The following is a 17,909-nucleotide window of genomic DNA, read 5'->3' on the forward strand; positions in this document are numbered from 1 at the left end:
CTCGTAACTAGAACATGTTTCAGTTATTCTCGCCGCATGGGCGATCCCACACTGCGGACCGATCTGGGGCGGGTGCTGGTCACCGGCGGCTCCGGCTTCGTCGGCACCAACCTGGTCACCACCCTGCTCGAGCGCGGACACCACGTCCGGTCATGTGACCGCGTCGGGTCCCCGCTGCCGGACCATCCCCGGCTCGAGGTGATCGACGGCGACATCTGCGACGCCGATGCGGTGGCCGCCGCGGTCGACGGCATCGACACGGTGTTCCACACCGCGGCGGTCATCGACCTGATGGGCGGCGCCGGGGTGACCGACGAATACCGCGAGCGCAGTTTCGCGGTGAACGTGCACGGCACCGAACGGCTCGTGCGCGCCGCCCAGCAAGCCGGCGTGCGGCGGTTCGTCTACACCGCCTCCAACAGCGTGGTGATGGGCGGGCAACCGATCGCCGACGGTGACGAAACCCTGCCCTACACCGACCGGTTCAACGATCTGTACACCGAGACCAAGGTGATTGCCGAACGTTTCGTGTTGGGGCAGAACGGGATTGAGGGCATGCTGACCTGCTCTATCCGGCCCAGCGGGATCTGGGGGCCGGGTGACCAGACGATGTTCCGCAAACTGTTCGAAAGCGTGCACGCCGGCCATGTGAAGGTGCTGATCGGCAGCAGGCACGCCAGACTCGACAACTCCTATGTGCACAACCTCGTGCACGGATTCATCCTGGCCGCCGAACATCTGGTGCCCGGCGGCACCGCACCCGGTCAGGCGTACTTCATCAACGACGGCGAACCGATCAACATGTTCGAGTTCGCGCGCCCGGTGGTGACGGCGTGCGGGCAACGCTGGCCGACGCTACGGGTGTCCGGCCCGCTGGTGCGCGCGGTGATGTCGCTGTGGCAGCGGCTGCACTTCCGGTTCGGGCTCCCCAAGCCACCGTTGGAACCCCTTGCGGTGGAACGTCTTTACCTCGACAACTATTTCTCCATCGACAAGGCCCGCCGGGAACTCGGCTACCGGCCGCGCTACACCACCGAACAGGCGCTGCAGGAGTGCCTGCCGTACTACGTCGACCTGTTCCACCGGATGAAGGCCGAACCCGCGACGGTCTGACGACGGGCAGTGTCGACGTGTCCGGTCAGCGGTACAGGTGCACCGGCTGGTGGGTGGCCTTCTCGATGCGCATCGACGCCCGCTCCAGCAACTCGGTGCCCAGCGCGATCAGCCCGCGGGCCGCGGCGATCTCCTCCCCGACCATCGGTTGACTGGCGTCCCTCGGGTTTCGGTAGGCGTCCCCGCGCGCGGTCAGCGGATCACCGTGAGGACGGTGCGCGCGAACCGTGGCATGGGTGTGGATGTCGTCCTCGTCGAACCGGATCTCGACGGTCCAGACGTTGCTCAGATCCTTGTCGTACATCGCGATCCCCTTCCCCGCCATCCAGCCTGCTCCGCTCGGCGGCGCGGCGCCAGGGTTTCCTCGAAGAAGCACTTAACCCGCCCCCACGGACCACTTTCACGGCAAGATACCCACGGGCACCTATCAGTGAGGAGAGCTATGAGTGACGCCGTTCTGGTGACGGGCGCGTTCGGGTTGGTGGGTTCGGCCACGGTCCGCCGACTGGCCGCCGACGGCCACCGGGTGGTGGCCACCGACGTCGCGACCCCCGACACCCGCAAGGCCGCCGCCGAACTGTCCGCCGACGGGCCGGGCGAGGTGCAGGTGCGCTGGGCGGATCTGACCGACCCGGCCGCGGTGGACGAGTTGATGACGACCGTCTCCCCCGCCGCGGTGATCCACCTGGCCGCGGTCATCGCCCCGTTCTGCTATTCCCGGCAGGCGCTGGCCCGCAAGGTCAACGTCGACGCCACCGCGAACCTGATCCGTGCCGCCGAGGCGCAGAGCAGCCCACCGCGGTTCATCCAGGCCTCCAGCATCGCGGTCTACGGCCCGCGGAACCCGCACACGTGCAGCGACGTGCTGACCGCCGACACCCCGCCCAACCCGGGCGATCTGTACGGCGGCCACAAGTACGAGGCCGAACAGCTGGTGCGGGCATCGAATCTGGAGTGGGCGATCCTGCGGCTCGGCGGGGTGCTGAGCGCCGAGCCGATGTTCGACATGAAGCCGGAGTTCCTGTACTTCGAGGCGCTGCTGCCCACCGACGGCCGGCTGCAGACCGTCGAGGTGCGCGATGTGGCGGCGGCGTTCACCGCGGCCGTCACCGCACCGGTCGCCGGGCAGGTGCTGTTGATCGGCGGCGACGATTCGCACCGGCTCACCCAGGGCGAGATCGGCCCGTCCATCGCCGCGGCGATGGGCCTGGTGGGTGCGCTGCCGGTGGGCCGCAAGGGCAACCCGCACAGCGACACCGACTGGTTCGCCACCGACTGGCTCGACCCAGGTCCGGCCCAGGAACTGCTGAAGTTCCAACACTATTCGTGGCCGGACATCCTCGCCGAGACCGCCGACCGGGTGGGCTGGAAGCGTTACCCGCTGCGGCTGATCGCCCCGCTGGCCGGTCTCTACCTGCGGCGGCAGTCGCCGTACCACAACCATCCCGGGCAGTACGCCGACCCGTGGGGCGCGATCCGGCGCAAATGGGGTGAACCCGGCCTGGACACCGACCCCGAGGACGGCCGCTGATGGCCGGCCGCACCGCGATCGTCGTCGGCGGCGCCTCCGGCATCGGCTGGGCCAGCGCGCGGGCGCTCGCGGACGACGGCTGCCGCGTCGTCGTCGCCGACATCGACGCCGACGCGGCCCGGGACCGCGCCGCCGAACTGGGTGACCCGCACACCGCGGCGCACGTCGACGTCACCGACGAGGACTCGGTGGCGCGGCTGTTCGACTCCGTCGGAGAACTCGACGTGGCGGTGAACTGCGCCGGGTTCAGCAACGTCGGGCTGATCACCGACATGCCGGTGGACCAGTTCCGCTCGGTGATCGACGTGTGCCTGACCGGGGCGTTCATCGTCACCAAACACGCCGGTCGGCAGCTGCGGGAGGGCGGGTCGCTGGTGTCGATCAGCTCGCTCAACGCCCGCCAGGCCGCCGCCGGGATGAGCGCCTACTGCGCGGCCAAGGCCGGGTTGTCGATGCTGACCCAGGTGGCCGCGCTGGAGCTGGCGCCCCGCGGTGTCCGCGTCAACGCGGTCGCCCCCGGTTTCGTGCACACCCCGCTGACCGCGCCGGCGGCGGCGGTGCCCGGGGTGGTCGAGGAATACCTGGAGAACACCCCGCTGGGGCGGGCCGGGCAGCCGGAGGACGTGGCGGCCGCGGTGGTGTTCCTGTGCTCGCCGGCCGCCTCCTGGCTCACCGGTGAGGTGCTCGACCTCAACGGCGGAGCGCATCTGAAGCGCTATCCCGACATTCTGGGGCATGTGATGAAACTGGCTGAACAGTCATGACTTTCGCCGGTAAACACGCGTTGGTGACGGGCGCCGGCTCGGGGATCGGCGCGGCGCTGTGCCGGGCGCTGGCCGCGGCGGGCGCCGAGGTGATGTGCACCGACATCGACGGCGCGGCCGCCGAGCGGACCGCGCAGAGCATCGGCGGGCGGTGGGCGGCGCTCGATGTCACCGACGCCGCCGCGGTGCAGGCCGCCGTCGACGGGGTGGTGGACCGGGCGGGCCGACTCGACCTGCTGTTCAACAACGCCGGCATCGTGTGGGGCGGGGACACCGAACTGCTGACGTTGGATCAGTGGAACGCGATCATCGACGTCAACATCCGCGGTGTGGTGCACGGGGTCGCGGCCGCCTACCCGTTGATGGTCCGCCAGGGCCACGGCCACATCGTCAACACCGCCTCGATGGCCGGCCTGGCCGCGGCCGGTCAACTGACCAGCTACGTGATGACCAAACACGCCGTCGTCGGGCTGTCGTTGGCGCTGCGCTCGGAGGCCGCCGCCCACGGGGTGGGCGTGCTGGCGGTGTGTCCGGCCGCGGTGGAGACCCCGCTGCTGGACAAGGGCGCCGTCGGCGGATTCCTCGGCCGCGACTACTTCATCAGGGGGCAGGGGGTGCGCAGCGCCTACGATCCGGACCGGCTGGCCTCCGACACCCTGCGGGCGGTGCAGCGCAACAAGGCGCTGCTGGTGAAACCGCGAGTGGCGCATGCCGGTTGGCTGTTCGCCCGGCTGGCGCCCGGGCTGATGCAGCGCGCGTCGATCCGGTTCGTCGAACGCCAACGCGCCGGTCAGCGTGCGGCGCAGGTGGGCCGGTAGATGGAGGAGTTCAGTCCCGCCCAGAAGCGGGCGCTGGCCGTCATCACCCTCATCGCGCTGGCGGTCGGGGCCTGGTTCCTGAGCGGCTTCTTCATCCTGATCATCGTCGCGGCGGTGGCGGCCTATCTGTTCACCCCGCTCTATCTGCGATTCCGCCGCCGGCTGGGCACCGGGTCATCCGCGGCGCTGACGCTGCTGTGCGCGCTGCTCATCGTGATCATCCCGGTCCTGGGCATCACCTATCTGGCGGTCGTGCAGATCACCGAGATGGTCAACACCGTCAGCGACTGGCTGGCCGACACCGACCTGAGCGACCTGGGTGACCGCACCCTGGCGCTGATCAACGATGTGCTGCACCGGATGCCGTTCCTCGAGGACACCACCGTCACCGCGGACTCGCTGCGCGACGGCATCGTCACGGTGTCCCAGCACGTCGGCGAATGGCTGCTGGGCCTGCTGCAGGGCGCGGTCGGCGGGGTGGTCGGGGTGATCGCCGCGTCGATCATCTTCCTCTATGTGTTCATCTCGCTGCTGATCAACCAGGACCGGGTGGTCACGCTGATCCGGCGGCTCAATCCGCTGGGCGAGGAGATCACCGATCTGTACCTGAGCAAGGCCGGCGCGATGGTCCGCGGCACCGTGATGGGGCAGTTCGTGATCGCGCTGTGCCAGGGTGTGGCCGGCGCGGTGTCGATCTACATCGCCGGGTTCCACGAGGGTTTCTTCCTGTTCGCGGTGCTGCTGAGCGCGCTGTCGGTGATCCCGCTGGGCAGCGGTATCGTCACGATCCCGTTCGGCATCGGAATGATGTTCTTCGGCAACATCATCGGCGGCGCGTTCGTGGCGTTGTTCCACGTGCTGGTGGTGACCAACATCGACAACGTGCTGCGCCCGGTGCTGGTGCCGCGTGCGGCCCGGCTGGACCCGGCGCTGATGCTGCTGGCGGTGTTCTCCGGGATCGCGCTGTGGGGTTTCTGGGGCATCGTGATCGGACCGGTGCTGATGATCATCATCGTCACCACCATCAGCGTCTACCTGTGGGTGTACAAGGGCGTGGAGTTGGAACCGTCCGACGACGACGCCGACGAAGAGCGGGGCCCACCCGCCCCGGTGCGCTGGTGGCGCGGGTTGCGGACCGCGATTTCGGCGTGGCGGCGATCGCTGAGCGACCGTCAGCACGCCGAAATCGCTAAGAAAGACGCTCGGTGAGGAACTCGACCACCCGTTTGCGGGCCTCGTAGGCGGGGTGCCCCTCGACCTCGCGCACCTGATCGGTCAGCACCGAGTGCGCCAGCGGGGAGAATCCGTGCGGATTGCCCCGGCTGGAGTCGATCTCGATCACCTCGAACGCGTCGCCGAGCCGCTGCTTGAGCGTCTGGAACCGTTCGGCGGGGGCCAGCCGGTCCTCGCTGAACCGCAGCCCCAGCGCACACAGCCCGTCGTTGACGGCCCGCTGTTCGACGATGCGCAACTCACCCTCGGACACCCCCGGATCGCGGCGATGCCGGGCGGTCAACGGCATCGGCAGCGACGGCTGCGACAGCACCGGGGCCAGCACACTGTCATCGACCGCGGCGGCCAGCGCGAACCCGCCGGTGAAACACTGCCCGATCACGCCGACCCCTCTGCCCGGGGTGCGTTCGTTGAGGTCGCGGGCCAACGCCCGCAGATACCGCGCCACCGGCCGGTCGGCGTTGGTGGCGAACGCGGCGAACTCGCGGGCCACGCACCCACGCACCAGCGTCAACGCCGCCGACGGTGAGGTGATCGACTTCAGCGGGGTGCCGAACAGTGACGGCGCCGCCACGGTGAACCCGTTGTCGACGAGGTGGTTGCCCAGCGCGAGCACCCCCGGGTGCAGTCCGGGCATCTCCGGGATCAGCACCACCCCCGGACCCTCGCCTTTGCGATACACGTCGTAGGTGAAGCCGGCGGCGGTGAACGGGGCGGCCGACCAGCCGGTCAGATCCGCTTCGGGTGCCGTCATGATCCTCAGCTTACGATTTCGGCGTGCCGACGATCGCCCATCGACCGTAGGCACGCCGAAATCACGGAAGGATAGGCCGTTGCCGCTGGGTGCTGGCGGCCAGCGTGCGGAAGTCGTCGCTGGTACCGGCGCCGGTGATGGCGAGCTGGGCCGGTCCGGTCGGCCCGTCGATCCGGGCGGTCCACACCGGTTCGGCGTCCGCCGGGCCCTCGTAGACCACCCATCGGACACCGTCGACGTCCTGCACCCCGGTCGGATACAGCTCGGCGTTGATCGAGGCGACCAGCCGTTCCTCGTCGGCGTTGCTCTGCCGCAACGCCAGGTACATGCCGCCCGGGGTCAGATACCCCACCCGCGAGGCCACCGCCCGCACCTGCTGTCCGGTCTGCGGATCGGTGTAGCCGGCGTCGATGCCGTGCCGGCCGCCGGAGTTGGAGTGCCAGCCCTCCGGCAGCTGCGGGACCCGGATCGGAATGCCCAGCTCGGCGGCGTCGGCACGCAACGCCGCCGGGGCGTCGTAGCTCGGGATGTGGCCGGTGGTGGGCCCGCCCGGCGCGAACGAGCACATGCCGAGCAGGCCGGCCAGCACCACGCAGGCCAGCACCAGCGGCGCCATCGACCAGAACATGTCGCGGCCGTCCTGCAGCAGGCGCGGCTTGGGCTCGGGAGCGACCGGACCGGAGGCCTGCGGACCGGGCGCCGACGGAGTCGTCATGTCACCCAGTATCCCAGCTCCCGCTCATCGACCCGTTAATGGGACAATCACCCGCATGACAGGCCAGTCTCGTCGTGAAGCCCCCGACCGTAACCTAGCCCTCGAGTTGGTCCGCGTAACCGAGGCCGGAGCCATGGCCGCAGGCCGCTGGGTCGGCCGCGGCGACAAGGAGGGCGGCGACGCCGCCGCCGTCGACGCGATGCGTTCGCTGGTCAACACGGTCTCCATGCGCGGCGTCGTGGTGATCGGCGAGGGCGAGAAGGACAACGCCCCGATGCTCTACAACGGCGAGGAGGTCGGCAACGGCGACGGCCCGGAGTGCGACTTCGCGGTCGACCCGATCGACGGCACCACGTTGATGAGCAAAGGCCGGCCGGATGCGATCTCGGTGCTGGCGGTGTCGGACCGCGGCACCATGTTCGACCCGTCGGCGGTGTTCTACATGAACAAGATCGCCGTCGGCCCGGACGCCGTGGACGCCATCGACATCACCGCCCCGATCGGCGAGAACATCCGCAAGGTCGCCAAGGCCAAGAAGATGTCGGTGTCCGATCTCACCGTGTGCATCCTGGACCGGCCCCGCCATGCCGAGCTGATCGCCCAGGTGCGGGAGGCCGGCGCCCGCTGCCGGCTGATCACCGACGGCGACGTCGCCGGCGCGATCGCCACCTGCCGCCCCAGCACCCCCACCGACCTGCTGGTCGGCATCGGCGGCACCCCGGAGGGCATCATCGCCGCCGCGGCCATCCGCTGTATGGGCGGCGCCATCCAGGGGCAGCTGTGGCCCAAGGACGATGAGGAGAAGCAGCGCGCCATCGACCGCGGCCACGACGTGGACCGGGTGCTGACCACCGAGGATCTGGTCTCCGGCGACAACGTGTTCTTCGCCGCCACCGGGGTCACCGACGGCGAGCTGCTCAAGGGTGTGCACTACTACCCCGGCGGGTGCACCACCCAGTCGATCGTGATGCGCTCCAAGTCGGGCACGGTCCGGATGATCGACGCCTACCACCGGCTGTCCAAGCTCAACGAGTACGCCGCGATCGAATACACCGGCGACGCCGACGCCATCCAGCCGCTGCCGTAACCACTGACCGAAATCACCAGGACGAGAAGGGCATTCATGAGCACCGACAGTGCTGGCCAGAACGGGGCCACCGAGTACCGCATCGAGCACGACACCATGGGCGAGGTCCGGGTGCCCGTCAACGCACTGTGGCGCGCCCAGACGCAGCGGGCGGTGGAGAACTTCCCGATCTCCGGCCGCGGCCTGGAACGCGCCCAGATCCGCGCCCTGGGGCTGCTCAAGGGCGCCTGCGCCCAGGTGAACAAGGACCTGGGCCTGCTGGACCCGGCGAAGGCCGACGCGATCATCGCCGCGGCCAACGAGATCGCCGAGGGCCGGCACGACGACCAGTTCCCGATCGATGTGTTCCAGACCGGTTCGGGCACCAGCTCGAACATGAACACCAACGAGGTGATCGCCTCGATCGCCGCCCGCAACGGGGTGACGGTCCATCCCAACGACGACGTGAACATGTCACAGTCGTCCAACGACACCTTCCCGACCGCCACCCACGTCGCGGCCACCGAAGCCGCTGTGCGGGACCTGATCCCGGCGCTGGAGGTGTTGCACGCCTCGCTGGCCGCCAAGGCCAGGCAGTGGCGCACCGTGGTGAAGTCCGGCCGCACCCATCTGATGGACGCGGTGCCGGTGACGCTCGGCCAGGAGTTCGGCGGCTACGCCCGCCAGATCGAGGCCGGCATCGAACGGGTGCGCGCCACCCTGCCCCGGCTCGGTGAGCTGCCGATCGGCGGCACCGCGGTCGGCACCGGCCTCAACGCCCCGGAAGGGTTCGGCCCCAAGGTCGTCGAGGTGCTGGTGGCCCAGACCGGCCTGGCCGAGCTGCGTCCCGCGGTGGACTCGTTCGAGGCGCAGGCCGCCCGCGACGGGCTGGTCGAGGCGTCCGGCGCGCTGCGCACCATCGCGGTGTCGCTGACCAAGATCGCCAACGACATCCGGTGGATGGGCTCGGGGCCGCTGACCGGCCTGGCCGAGATCCAGCTGCCCGATCTGCAGCCGGGCAGCTCGATCATGCCGGGCAAGGTCAACCCGGTCATTCCGGAGGCCGTCACCCAGGTGGCCTGCCAGGTGGTGGGCAATGACGCGGCGATCGCCTTCGGCGGCGCGTCGGGCGCGTTCGAGCTGAACGTCTACATCCCGATGATGGCCCGCAATCTGCTGGAATCCTTCCGGCTGCTGGCCAATTCGTCCCGGCTGTTCGCCGAGAAGTGCATCGACGGCCTGGTCGCCAACGAGGAGCGGCTGCGCAAGCTGGCCGAGTCGTCGCCGTCCATCGTCACCCCGCTCAACCGGGCGATCGGGTACGAGGAGGCCGCCAAGGTGGCCAAGCAGGCGCTGGCGGAGGGCAAGACGATCCGCCAGACCGTCATCGACCGCGGGCTGGTCGGCGAGAAGCTCACCCTCGAGGAACTCGACGAACTGCTCGATGTGCTGGCAATGGCCCGGGTGAAGGACAACGATTAGCAGGTTTCGCGGCACCGCCCGGTCGGCGCATCACCGAGTGCGGCCGGCCGGGCGGGCGACCGGTCAGGCCCCCTCCGGGCGATTCAGCGTGAACCGGCGGCCGGTGACCCGGGTCGGGAAGATCCGGACGTAGTGGTCCTTTCTCCCGGCGGTCCAGGGCAGGACCTGCGCCTGCTCGGCCAGCGCGATCTGATCGGGGGTGTGCAGGGTGCGGGCGACCCCCTCGACGACCACGCTCCAGGCCGCGCCGTGCCCGCACTCGTCGAACCCGTAGTCGTCGGCCTCGAACGCCACCTGCTTGTTGATGCCGACGCTGATCAGCTTGGCGCCCTCCCCGGTGCGGAACAGGATGGTGCGGCGCTGCACGGCGTAGTTCACCGGGAAGATGTGTGGTTCGTCGTCGACGCAGGTGACCAGGCGTCCGACCGCCCGGCCGGCCAACAACTCCCAGCACTCGGTCTCGCTGAGCAGCGTCACGTCCTCGCACGTCATCGCGCGTCCACCGGTGTGTCGGGTCCGTCGCCGCCGGACGCGCCGACCGCCGCCAGCGCCGCCTGATCGAGCCTGCTCACGGTGGTCTCGTCGATGGGCAGCACCGAGACTCTCGACGCGTGGCTCAGCGCCCGGCCGACGAAGAACTCGCCGTCGGCATGCACCAGCGTCAGCACCACCGCGGTCCCGGCCTCCAGCGCCTCGCCGATCTCGCGGCGCAACCCGAGTTTGAGCTCATGCTCGGTGAACGCCACGGTGAGCGCCCCCGCCACCGCACCGACCAGCGCCATGACGGCCAGCGGCGGCACGAACAGTCCCACCAGGAATCCGGCCCCGGCGCCCCATCCCGCCCCGATCCGGCCGTGGTGGTTGGCCGCCTGGACCACCGACGGGGTGCCGTCGGCACCCCTGGTGACCAGGGCGGCCGACCGGATCTCCAGGCTGCCCTTTCTGACCAGCCGGTTCAGCTCGTGGAAATCCGAGCCGGCCACCGTTGGATCGTGGTATCCCGCGACCACGATCACTGCCTGTTCGTGCTCCATGACGTCCTCCCGTCCCCGTTACATCGATGCTCGGTGACGGCCGCCACAACCACACGGGTCAAAAGTCCTCAACCGTGCGCTGAACCTCCGATCAGCTGCACAAAAGGTCTTTCGGCCCCTGGTTCACCGGCGATCCGCGCGGCACGGTGGTGACAGAACGCATATGGATACGGAGCGCTGCCATGCCTAGGGCTTTTCCCGACCACGAGACCCTTCGGGCCGCGTTGGCGTTGGCCGTCCGCGCCCCGTCGGTGCACAACTCACAGCCGTGGCGGTGGCGGGTCGGCACCGAATCCCTGCATCTGTGGGCGGACCCGGAGCACCACCTGCCCAGCATCGACCCGGACCGACGGGATCTGCTGGTCAGCTGTGGCGCGGCGCTGAACCACTGCATCATCGCGCTGGCGGCGCTGGGATGGCAGGCCAAGGTGCACCGGTTCCCGAATCCGGCCGAACCCCTGCATCTGGCGTCGCTGGAGCTGTCCGTGCACAAGCCCACCGAGGCGGAGGTGTCGTTGGCGGCCGCGATCCCACGGCGCCGCACCGACCGCCGGCTGTACAGCAACTGGCCGGTGCCGTTCGGTGACATCGCGCTGATGGGCGCCCGGGCAGCCCGGGCAGGTGTGCGGCTGTTGCGGGTGGAGGACCTGGATCACGTCCGCTCGGCGGTGCAGCAGGCGGCCTACCGCCACGCCTCCGACGATGCGTACGTGCGGGAGCTGACCGAATGGTCCGGCCGGCACGCGTCGATGGCCGGTGTGCCGGCCCGCAACACCCCGGAGCCCGACCCGGCGGCGGCGGTGCCCGGTCGGGTGTTCGCCGGCGCGGCGCTGGCCCAACCGCCCGGCGCGACGGCCGCCGAGGACAACGCGGTGGTGCTGGCGCTCGGCACCCGCAACGACGATGCGATGGCCCGGTTGCGGGCCGGTGAGGCGACCAGCCTGGTGTTGCTCACCGCGACGGCGCGGGGGCTGGCGAGTTGTCCGATCACCGAACCGCTGGAAGTGGACGAGACCCGGGCGGAGTTGCGGGAACAGATCTTCGAAGGCGCCGAGTACCCGCAGATGCTGCTGCGGGTCGGATGGGCGCCGGTCAACGCCGACCCGCTGCCGGCCACCCCGCGCTGGCCGCTGAGCCGTGTCGTCAGCCGATTGAACGGCGCACCGTTCGAGACGTCGACCTAGCCGGTCCCGTCGGGGGATCAGCCGATCGATTGGGGGGGTCATGCGAACGCAGTGGTTGTTGACCGAGGACGCGGAGGCCGACGGGGCGCCGTTCCGCACCAGGCTGGCCGGCGCCGGACGGCATCTGCCGGTCACCCGGCTGAGCACCGACGACCTGACGGCGAGGACCCGGCACCGCACCACCATCGACCTGGAACGGTTGACCGGCATCCGGGAACGGCGGATCTCGGTCGGCGACGAGGACTCTTACAGCCTCGCCACCGCCGCGGCGCTGGACTGCCTGCACCGGGCCGACCGGGCGGCCGAATCGGTCGAGGTGGTCATCAACTGCAGCATCACCAAGTTCCGCGACGGGCTGACCCAATGGCTCGAACCCCCGATGAGCACGGCTGTCGCCCGGGCGATCGGAGCCGACACGGCGATGACCTTCGACCTGTCCAACGCGTGCGCCGGAATGCTCACCGGGGTCAGCATTCTCAACAACTGGATCCGGCAGGGTGTCGTCGAGCGCGGCATGGTGGTCAGCGGCGAGTACATCTCCCAGTTGACCGCCAATGCGGCACAACACATCCGCACGATCATGAGCAAGGAGCTGGCGTCGCTGACGCTCGGCGACGCGGGCGCCGCCCTGCTGCTCGAACGCGCCTATCCGGGATCCGGCAGCATCCGGTTGTCCGGCTTCACCACCATCGCCGACCACAGCAGGTTGTGCCTGGCCTATCCGAAGGGACCCGAGCCCGGCGCGCGGATGTTCACCGATTCGCGCGGCATCCAGCGTGCCGCGATAGCCGCCACACCGGTGCTGCTCCAGGAGGTTCTCGACCAGACCGGCCTGTCGATCCACGACATCGACCATGTGATCACCCATCAGACCTCCGCCCGGGCCATCCGCAAGGGCATGCGCAGGATCGCCGACGAGTTCGGCGGCACCCCCGCCCACGACGCGGTGATCACCGTCGACAAGTACGGCAACACCGCGTCGACGACCCACACCGTGGCGCTGGTCGACGAACTCGAGGCGGGCGGCATCGCACCGGGCGAGACCATCGCGCTGATCGCACTGGCCTCGGGTCTGGAGATCGGAATCGTGTTGCTGACCCTCGACGAGGAGATGGTGGGGCGCCATGGGAACCGTGGTTGAACGCGTGCACGTCACCCACGCCAGGCTGCGGGGCCGCCGCAGCGCGCTGCAACTCGCGGTCGCCGCGAGCCGGGCGTGCCTTCGGGCGGCCCACCGCTCGGCGCGTGACGTCGACCTGCTCGTCAACGCGGGCATCTACCGGGACCGCAATCTGGGTGAACCCGCGCTGGCCGCGCTCATCCAGGAGGACATCGGCGCCAACCCGGAGCATCCGCACGCCGGCGGGCACGGCACATTCTCCTTCGATGTCGCCAACGGGACCTGCGGGGTGCTCACCGCACTGCAGATCGTCGACGGCTATCTGACATCACGCACCGTCGACTGTGCGCTGGTGGTGGCCGGCGACGCCGATCCGGGCCGCGGATTGAGCGAGGACTTCCCGTTCGCGCCGGTCGGTGCGGCGCTGTTGTGCGGGTGGACCGACGACGAGTACGGCCTCGGACCGGTGCACTGGGCCTGCCGGCCGGACGACGGCAGGAACTTCCGCGCCACCGTGTCCCAGGTGGATCGGCGCAACCTGCTGCGGTTCGGCTGGTCGGACCACCTCGACGAGGTCTACGCGGCGACCGCCGCCGAGGCGGTGGCCCGCTGTCTGGCCGCCGAGGGGCCGGGGTCGGACAGTTCCGATGTCGATGTGATCGTCGCCGCCCCGGCGCGTGCGCGATTCCGCGCGGCACTCGCCGAACTGCTGCGGGTGCCGGTCGAGCGCATCGCCGTCGCCCCGGGTGAGAGCATCCACACCGCCGCCCTCGCGGCCGCGCTCCCCCAGATCCCGGTGGGCAGCCGGGCGCTGATCGTCGCCGCCGGCGCCGGGGTCACCGCGGGTGCGGCGATGTACCACCGCCCCGACTGCCGTGGCCGCTGAGGTGTCGGGCACCGCAATCCGCTGCATTCCGGCGCACGGAGGAGCACCATGAACACCATGGTCGGTGAGACACCGGACGCCGGGGGCGGTGCCACCGCGGTGCTCGACCCCGCCGGGCTGGAACAGTTGGTCCGTGTTCTGCTGGCGCGCGGCTACCGGGTGATCGGACCGACGGTGTCGGACAACGCGATCGAGCTGGCCGAACTGCGGTCGGCCGACGACCTGCCACGCGGCTGGGGCGTGGACGTCGGTCCCGGCCACTACCGGTTGCGTCGCCGCGGGGACGCCGCACTGTTCGGCCATTCGGCCGGACCGCAGTCGTGGAAACAGTTCCTGCATCCGCCCCGGCAGCTGTTGTGGTCCTCGGACGACGACACCGCAGCGCCGGACACCCCCCGGTACGCGTTCGTCGGGGTGCGGGCGTGCGATCTGTCGGCCCTCGCCGTCCTCGACGGGGTGCTGGGCCGCGGCACGCATCCGGATCAGGCGTTCGTCGACCGGCTGCGCCGGGTGTTCGTGGTGGCGGTGAACTGCACCGAACCCGGTGGGCTGTGCTTCTGCGCGTCGATGGGCACCGGTCCGGCGGTCGGACCGGGCTACGATCTCGCGCTGACCGAACGGCTGGACCGCGACGGCCCGCACTACGTCGTGGACGTCGGCACCGGCGACGGCGCCGACGTGCTGGCCGAGATCGCCCACCGCGCCGCCACCGACGACGAGAGCTCCTCGGCCCGAACAGATGTCGCCGAAGCCGCCGAGCACATGGGCCGACGGATGCCGCCCGGGGATCTGCGGCAGCTGCTGATCGACTCGCGGGAGTCCCCGCACTGGCAGGACGTCGCCAGCCGGTGCCTGACCTGCGGCAACTGCACCATGGTGTGCCCCACCTGTTTCTGCACCAGCGTGTCCGACACCACCGATCTGGCCGGCGCCCACGCCGAACGGTGGATGGAGTGGGCGTCCTGCTTCGAGTTCGACTTCACCTACATTCACGGCGGGGTGGTGCGGCAGTCCGGCCCGTCCCGGTACCGGCACTGGCTCACCCACAAACTGAGCTCCTGGCACGATCAGTTCGGCGGTTCCGGCTGTGTGGGGTGCGGGCGCTGTATCGCCTGGTGCCCCACCGGAATCGACATCACCGAGGAGATGTGGACGCTGGACCGGTTGCGGGCCGGGCGCACCGGCGCGGTCCACGCCGAAGACCCCGGTCCCGATCATGCGTCCGACGGTTGATAAGACACCGGCCGCTGCGCCGGCACCGGAGCCGGCGCCGGTCGCCGATGCGATGGCGCCGGTGTCCCACCGGGTGCGGTCGCGGGTGGCGGAGAACCGCGACTCGGTGACCCTGGTGCTCGAACCGGTCACCGATCGGCTGCCCGCCGCACGGCCCGGGCAGTTCATGATGCTGTACGCGTTCGGGATCGGTGAGATCGCGATCTCGGTGAGCGGCGATCCGACACTCACCGACGGCACGTTCACCCACACCATCCGCGAGGTCGGGGCGGTCAGCCGGGCGTTGTGCCACGCCGGGCCCGGCTCGACGATCGGGCTGCGCGGCCCGTTCGGCACCGACTGGGGTCTGTCCGCATGCGCCGGCCGCGATCTGGTCATCGTGGCCGGCGGGGTCGGGTTGGCGCCGCTGCGACCGGTCGTTCTCGGCGCGCTGGCCCACCGGGCCGACTACGGCCGGCTGGTGCTCATCGCCGGCGCCCGCTTTCGCGACGACTTCCTGTTCGCCGCCGACCTCACCGCCTGGGCGGCCGACCCCGCCCTCGAGGTGGCGCTGACCGTCGACGTGCCGGTGCAGGGCTGGCCCGGCGAGGTCGGACTGGTCACCGAACCGTTGCGACGGCTGGAACTCGACCCCACCCGCACCGCCGCATTCCTGTGCGGACCCGAGCCGATGATGCGGCACTCCGCGGCGGCGTTGCTCGCCAAAGGCGTACCGGCCGAAAACATCCGGGTGTCACTGGAACGCAACATGCAGTGCGGGATCGGCTGGTGCGGTCACTGTCAGCTCGGTCCGCTACTGCTGTGTCGGGACGGTCCGGTCGTCGGCTATGACGTCGCCGCTCCCCTGCTGGCCGTCGAGGAGCTGTAGATGAGCACACCCACCCTCGCCGTCTGGAAGTTCGCCTCCTGCGACGGATGCCAGCTCACCCTGCTGGACTGCCAGGACGAACTGCTCACCCTGGCCGACCAGGTGCGGATCGCCACCTTCGCCGAGGCGTCCAGCACCATGATCGGCGGACCCTACGACGTGTCGCTGGTGGAGGGTTCGATCACCACCGCCGCCGACGAACGGCGCATCCACGAGATCCGCGAACAGTCCGGGGTGCTGGTGACCATCGGGGCGTGCGCGACGGCCGGCGGTGTGCAGGCGCTGCGCAACCTCGCCGACATCGAGGAGTTCACCTCGGTGGTGTACGCGCGGCCCGAATACATCGACACCCTGGCCACCTCCACCCCGATCGCCGCCCACGTCGAGGTCGATTATCAGCTGCAGGGGTGTCCGATCGACCGGGGGCAGCTGCTCGACACCCTCGCCGCGCTGCTGGTCGGGCGCAAACCCCGGCTGCCCGCCAAGACCGTGTGCACCGAATGCAAGAACCGCGGGGTGACCTGTGTCGTGGTTGCCGACGGGATCCCCTGCCTCGGGCCGGTGACGCATGCCAGTTGCGGTGCGCTGTGCCCGTCGTTCCACCGCGGCTGCTACGGCTGCTTCGGCCCGGCCGCCACCCCCAACACCGCGGCGCTGCTGCCGGTGCTGCGCCGGGACGGCATGTCCGACGACGCCGTCGACCGGGTGTTCTCGACCTTCAACGTCACCACCTTCGCCGCGGAACGGGACGACACGTGACACCCGAGATCCGCACCCTGACCGTCGGAGCACTCACCCGGGTGGAAGGTGAAGGCGCACTGCGGATCACACTGCGCGACGGACAGGTGCACCGCGCCGAACTCAACATCTACGAGCCGCCCCGGTTCTTCGAGGCGTTCCTGCGCGGCCGGGCGCACACCGAACCGCCCGACCTCACCGCCCGGGTGTGCGGCATCTGTCCGGTGGCCTATCAGGTCAGCGCCTGCAACGCGCTGGAGGACGCCTGCGGGGTGCGGCTGGAGCCGGACCTGCTCGCCCTGCGCCGACTGCTGTACTGCGGCGAATGGATCAGCAGCCACGCGCTGCACATCGTCATGCTGCACGCGCCGGATTTCCTGGGCTACCCGGACGCGATCGTGATGGCCGGAGACCACCCGCGGTTCGTCGGACGCGGTATGGCGCTGAAGAAGGCCGGAAACCGGTTGCTGGAACAGATCGGCGGGCGCGCCGTGCATCCGATCAACATGCGGCTGGGCGGGTTCTATTCGGTGCCGACCCGCGCCGAGCTGGGCCCGCTCGCCGAGACCTTGCGCCGTGCGCTCGACGATGCGTCCTACATCGCGCGGGCGGTGGCCGGATTCGATTTCCCGGACGTCGAATTCGATCACGAACTGCTGGCGCTGGGGGCACCGGACCGCTACCCGATCGAGGACGGCGTCATCCGGCGCACCACCGGAGAACCGTTCGGGCCGTCCGAGTTCGCCGACCATGTGGTCGAGGCGCAGGTGCCGCACTCCACCGCCCTGCACGCCACCCTGGACGGCCGCCGCTACATCACCGGCCCGCTGGCCCGCTACAACCTGAATTACGCCCAGCTCTCCCCGCTCGCCCGGCAGCTCGCAGCCGAGGCAGGACTGGGTGCCCGGTGCTGGAATCCGTTCCGCAGCATCGTGGTCCGGGCGGTCGAGGTGGTGTACGCGATCGAGGAGGCACTGCGCATCATCGACGGCTACCGGCGGCCGGACCGCCCGTACGTCGAGGTGCCGGCCCGTCCCGGCGTCGGGTTCGGGGTCAGCGAGGCCCCACGCGGACTGCTCTATCACCGCTACGAGATCGGCGCCGACGGCCTGATCGCCGCGGCCGACATCGTGCCGCCCACCTCACAGAACCAGGCCGCGATCGAGCACGAGATGAAACGGCTGGTCGAGTCCGACCCCACGCTCGGGGACGCCGAGCTGACGGCGTTGTGCGAACGATCCATCCGAAACTGGGATCCCTGCATCTCCTGCTCCACGCACTTCCTGACCCTCGAGGTCGACCGCGGCGACCGATAGCCGGCGGAGAAGGGACCAAATTCTCTTTTGCCCGCGTCCCGGCTGCTTAGGCTC

General features: G+C 70.0%; 19 protein-coding genes. 14 read left to right on the top strand and 5 right to left on the bottom strand.

The window, feature by feature from the left end; genetic code table 11:
* The first annotated feature begins 36 nt into the window (after positions 1 to 36).
* Complete coding sequence (locus CKW28_RS17585) at positions 37 to 1,113, top strand: 3-beta-hydroxysteroid dehydrogenase (protein ID WP_003923976.1); 1,077 nt, start codon at positions 37 to 39, stop codon at positions 1,111 to 1,113.
* A gap of 25 nt (positions 1,114 to 1,138) precedes the next feature.
* Here CKW28_RS17585 and CKW28_RS17590 read toward each other — a convergent pair whose 3' ends face one another.
* Positions 1,139 to 1,417, bottom strand: coding sequence for a DUF1876 domain-containing protein (locus tag CKW28_RS17590; RefSeq protein ID WP_003923977.1), 279 nt, complete (start codon positions 1,415 to 1,417; stop codon positions 1,139 to 1,141).
* Between the two features lie 138 nt (positions 1,418 to 1,555).
* Here CKW28_RS17590 and CKW28_RS17595 point away from each other — a divergent pair, with 138 nt between their 5' ends.
* From CKW28_RS17595 to CKW28_RS17610, 4 genes are read left to right on the top strand one after another with little or no spacing between them, the layout of a single operon-like run.
* On the top strand, positions 1,556 to 2,644 hold the full coding sequence (locus tag CKW28_RS17595; protein ID WP_003923978.1) for an NAD-dependent epimerase/dehydratase family protein: 1,089 nt from the start codon (positions 1,556 to 1,558) through the stop codon (positions 2,642 to 2,644).
* A complete protein-coding gene (locus CKW28_RS17600; RefSeq protein WP_003923979.1) occupies positions 2,644 to 3,408 on the top strand; it encodes an SDR family NAD(P)-dependent oxidoreductase in 765 nt (254 codons plus the stop codon). Before CKW28_RS17595 ends, CKW28_RS17600 begins: the two co-directional genes overlap by 1 nt.
* On the top strand, positions 3,405 to 4,226 hold the full coding sequence (locus tag CKW28_RS17605; RefSeq protein ID WP_003923980.1) for an SDR family NAD(P)-dependent oxidoreductase: 822 nt from the start codon (positions 3,405 to 3,407) through the stop codon (positions 4,224 to 4,226). The genes CKW28_RS17600 and CKW28_RS17605 overlap by 4 nt, the downstream gene beginning before the upstream one ends.
* Positions 4,227 to 5,435 (top strand): AI-2E family transporter, encoded by a 1,209-nt coding sequence (locus CKW28_RS17610; RefSeq protein WP_003923981.1) that lies wholly within the window; start codon positions 4,227 to 4,229, stop codon positions 5,433 to 5,435. It begins immediately after the preceding gene.
* Here the strand turns inward: CKW28_RS17610 and CKW28_RS17615 are convergent.
* Both CKW28_RS17615 and CKW28_RS17620 read right to left on the bottom strand, forming a co-directional pair.
* Complete coding sequence (locus CKW28_RS17615; protein ID WP_003923982.1) at positions 5,416 to 6,213, bottom strand: dienelactone hydrolase family protein; 798 nt, start codon at positions 6,211 to 6,213, stop codon at positions 5,416 to 5,418. The genes CKW28_RS17610 and CKW28_RS17615 overlap by 20 nt on opposite strands.
* Positions 6,214 to 6,274: 61 nt before the next feature.
* A complete protein-coding gene (locus CKW28_RS17620) occupies positions 6,275 to 6,928 on the bottom strand; it encodes a DUF4245 domain-containing protein (protein ID WP_003923983.1) in 654 nt (217 codons plus the stop codon).
* On the opposite strand from CKW28_RS17620, the gene glpX reads away from it, so the two are divergent.
* Both glpX and CKW28_RS17630 read left to right on the top strand, forming a co-directional pair.
* A complete protein-coding gene (gene glpX / locus CKW28_RS17625; RefSeq protein ID WP_197700597.1) occupies positions 6,927 to 8,015 on the top strand; it encodes a class II fructose-bisphosphatase in 1,089 nt (362 codons plus the stop codon). The genes CKW28_RS17620 and glpX overlap by 2 nt on opposite strands.
* A 36-nt stretch (positions 8,016 to 8,051) precedes the next feature.
* Positions 8,052 to 9,476, top strand: coding sequence for a class II fumarate hydratase (locus CKW28_RS17630; protein ID WP_003923986.1), 1,425 nt, complete (start codon positions 8,052 to 8,054; stop codon positions 9,474 to 9,476).
* A gap of 63 nt (positions 9,477 to 9,539) precedes the next feature.
* On the opposite strand, the gene CKW28_RS17635 is transcribed toward CKW28_RS17630, so the two are convergent.
* Positions 9,540 to 9,968: a pyridoxamine 5'-phosphate oxidase family protein gene (locus tag CKW28_RS17635; protein WP_040546094.1), complete on the bottom strand. Its 429-nt coding sequence runs from the start codon at positions 9,966 to 9,968 to the stop codon at positions 9,540 to 9,542.
* Entirely contained in the window at positions 9,965 to 10,510 is a 546-nt protein-coding gene (locus CKW28_RS17640) for a DUF1269 domain-containing protein (RefSeq protein ID WP_003923991.1), read from the bottom strand. Before CKW28_RS17640 ends, CKW28_RS17635 begins: the two co-directional genes overlap by 4 nt.
* A gap of 182 nt (positions 10,511 to 10,692) precedes the next feature.
* Between CKW28_RS17640 and CKW28_RS17645 the strand changes: the two genes are divergently transcribed.
* From CKW28_RS17645 to CKW28_RS17675, 7 genes are read left to right on the top strand one after another with little or no spacing between them, the layout of a single operon-like run.
* On the top strand, positions 10,693 to 11,694 hold the full coding sequence (locus CKW28_RS17645; protein ID WP_040546096.1) for an Acg family FMN-binding oxidoreductase: 1,002 nt from the start codon (positions 10,693 to 10,695) through the stop codon (positions 11,692 to 11,694).
* 40 nt (positions 11,695 to 11,734) lie between these two features.
* The gene (locus CKW28_RS17650) at positions 11,735 to 12,835 is read left to right on the top strand and encodes a 3-oxoacyl-ACP synthase III family protein (RefSeq protein WP_003923994.1); all 1,101 of its coding nucleotides are present in this window, start codon (positions 11,735 to 11,737) and stop codon (positions 12,833 to 12,835) included.
* Positions 12,819 to 13,700 carry a beta-ketoacyl-[acyl-carrier-protein] synthase family protein gene (locus CKW28_RS17655; protein ID WP_003923996.1) on the top strand — a complete coding sequence of 294 codons (882 nt, stop codon included), beginning with the start codon at positions 12,819 to 12,821 and terminating at the stop codon, positions 13,698 to 13,700. Before CKW28_RS17650 ends, CKW28_RS17655 begins: the two co-directional genes overlap by 17 nt.
* A gap of 48 nt (positions 13,701 to 13,748) precedes the next feature.
* Complete coding sequence (locus tag CKW28_RS17660) at positions 13,749 to 14,933, top strand: 4Fe-4S dicluster domain-containing protein (protein WP_003923997.1); 1,185 nt, start codon at positions 13,749 to 13,751, stop codon at positions 14,931 to 14,933.
* Positions 14,917 to 15,801: an FAD/NAD(P)-binding protein gene (locus CKW28_RS17665; protein ID WP_003923999.1), complete on the top strand. Its 885-nt coding sequence runs from the start codon at positions 14,917 to 14,919 to the stop codon at positions 15,799 to 15,801. The genes CKW28_RS17660 and CKW28_RS17665 overlap by 17 nt, the downstream gene beginning before the upstream one ends.
* A complete protein-coding gene (locus CKW28_RS17670) occupies positions 15,802 to 16,560 on the top strand; it encodes an NADH-quinone oxidoreductase subunit B family protein (RefSeq protein WP_003924001.1) in 759 nt (252 codons plus the stop codon).
* Positions 16,557 to 17,855: a Ni/Fe hydrogenase subunit alpha gene (locus tag CKW28_RS17675; RefSeq protein ID WP_003924002.1), complete on the top strand. Its 1,299-nt coding sequence runs from the start codon at positions 16,557 to 16,559 to the stop codon at positions 17,853 to 17,855. The genes CKW28_RS17670 and CKW28_RS17675 overlap by 4 nt, the downstream gene beginning before the upstream one ends.
* Positions 17,856 to 17,909: the final 54 nt, after the last annotated feature.

Origin of the sequence: Mycolicibacterium thermoresistibile (genome assembly GCF_900187065.1) — a bacterium.
Taxonomy (GTDB): domain Bacteria; phylum Actinomycetota; class Actinomycetes; order Mycobacteriales; family Mycobacteriaceae; genus Mycobacterium; species Mycobacterium thermoresistibile.

What these genes read in the sequence shown, in the direction of transcription:
- CKW28_RS17660 (WP_003923997.1), top strand. Translation starts at nt 13,749, where the DNA reads ATGAACACCATGGTCGGTGAGACACCGGACGCCGGGGGCGGTGCCACC.
- CKW28_RS17655 (WP_003923996.1), top strand. Translation starts at nt 12,819, where the DNA reads ATGGGAACCGTGGTTGAACGCGTGCACGTCACCCACGCCAGGCTGCGG.
- CKW28_RS17665 (WP_003923999.1), top strand. Translation starts at nt 14,917, where the DNA reads ATGCGTCCGACGGTTGATAAGACACCGGCCGCTGCGCCGGCACCGGAG.
- CKW28_RS17585 (WP_003923976.1), top strand. Translation starts at nt 37, where the DNA reads ATGGGCGATCCCACACTGCGGACCGATCTGGGGCGGGTGCTGGTCACC.
- CKW28_RS17645 (WP_040546096.1), top strand. Translation starts at nt 10,693, where the DNA reads ATGCCTAGGGCTTTTCCCGACCACGAGACCCTTCGGGCCGCGTTGGCG.
- CKW28_RS17640 (WP_003923991.1), bottom strand. Translation starts at nt 10,510, where the DNA reads ATGGAGCACGAACAGGCAGTGATCGTGGTCGCGGGATACCACGATCCA.
- CKW28_RS17620 (WP_003923983.1), bottom strand. Translation starts at nt 6,928, where the DNA reads ATGACGACTCCGTCGGCGCCCGGTCCGCAGGCCTCCGGTCCGGTCGCT.
- CKW28_RS17670 (WP_003924001.1), top strand. Translation starts at nt 15,802, where the DNA reads ATGAGCACACCCACCCTCGCCGTCTGGAAGTTCGCCTCCTGCGACGGA.
- CKW28_RS17590 (WP_003923977.1), bottom strand. Translation starts at nt 1,417, where the DNA reads ATGTACGACAAGGATCTGAGCAACGTCTGGACCGTCGAGATCCGGTTC.
- CKW28_RS17610 (WP_003923981.1), top strand. Translation starts at nt 4,227, where the DNA reads ATGGAGGAGTTCAGTCCCGCCCAGAAGCGGGCGCTGGCCGTCATCACC.
- CKW28_RS17635 (WP_040546094.1), bottom strand. Translation starts at nt 9,968, where the DNA reads ATGACGTGCGAGGACGTGACGCTGCTCAGCGAGACCGAGTGCTGGGAG.
- CKW28_RS17595 (WP_003923978.1), top strand. Translation starts at nt 1,556, where the DNA reads ATGAGTGACGCCGTTCTGGTGACGGGCGCGTTCGGGTTGGTGGGTTCG.
- CKW28_RS17600 (WP_003923979.1), top strand. Translation starts at nt 2,644, where the DNA reads ATGGCCGGCCGCACCGCGATCGTCGTCGGCGGCGCCTCCGGCATCGGC.
- glpX (WP_197700597.1), top strand. Translation starts at nt 6,927, where the DNA reads ATGTCACCCAGTATCCCAGCTCCCGCTCATCGACCCGTTAATGGGACA.
- CKW28_RS17630 (WP_003923986.1), top strand. Translation starts at nt 8,052, where the DNA reads ATGAGCACCGACAGTGCTGGCCAGAACGGGGCCACCGAGTACCGCATC.
- CKW28_RS17605 (WP_003923980.1), top strand. Translation starts at nt 3,405, where the DNA reads ATGACTTTCGCCGGTAAACACGCGTTGGTGACGGGCGCCGGCTCGGGG.
- CKW28_RS17650 (WP_003923994.1), top strand. Translation starts at nt 11,735, where the DNA reads ATGCGAACGCAGTGGTTGTTGACCGAGGACGCGGAGGCCGACGGGGCG.
- CKW28_RS17615 (WP_003923982.1), bottom strand. Translation starts at nt 6,213, where the DNA reads ATGACGGCACCCGAAGCGGATCTGACCGGCTGGTCGGCCGCCCCGTTC.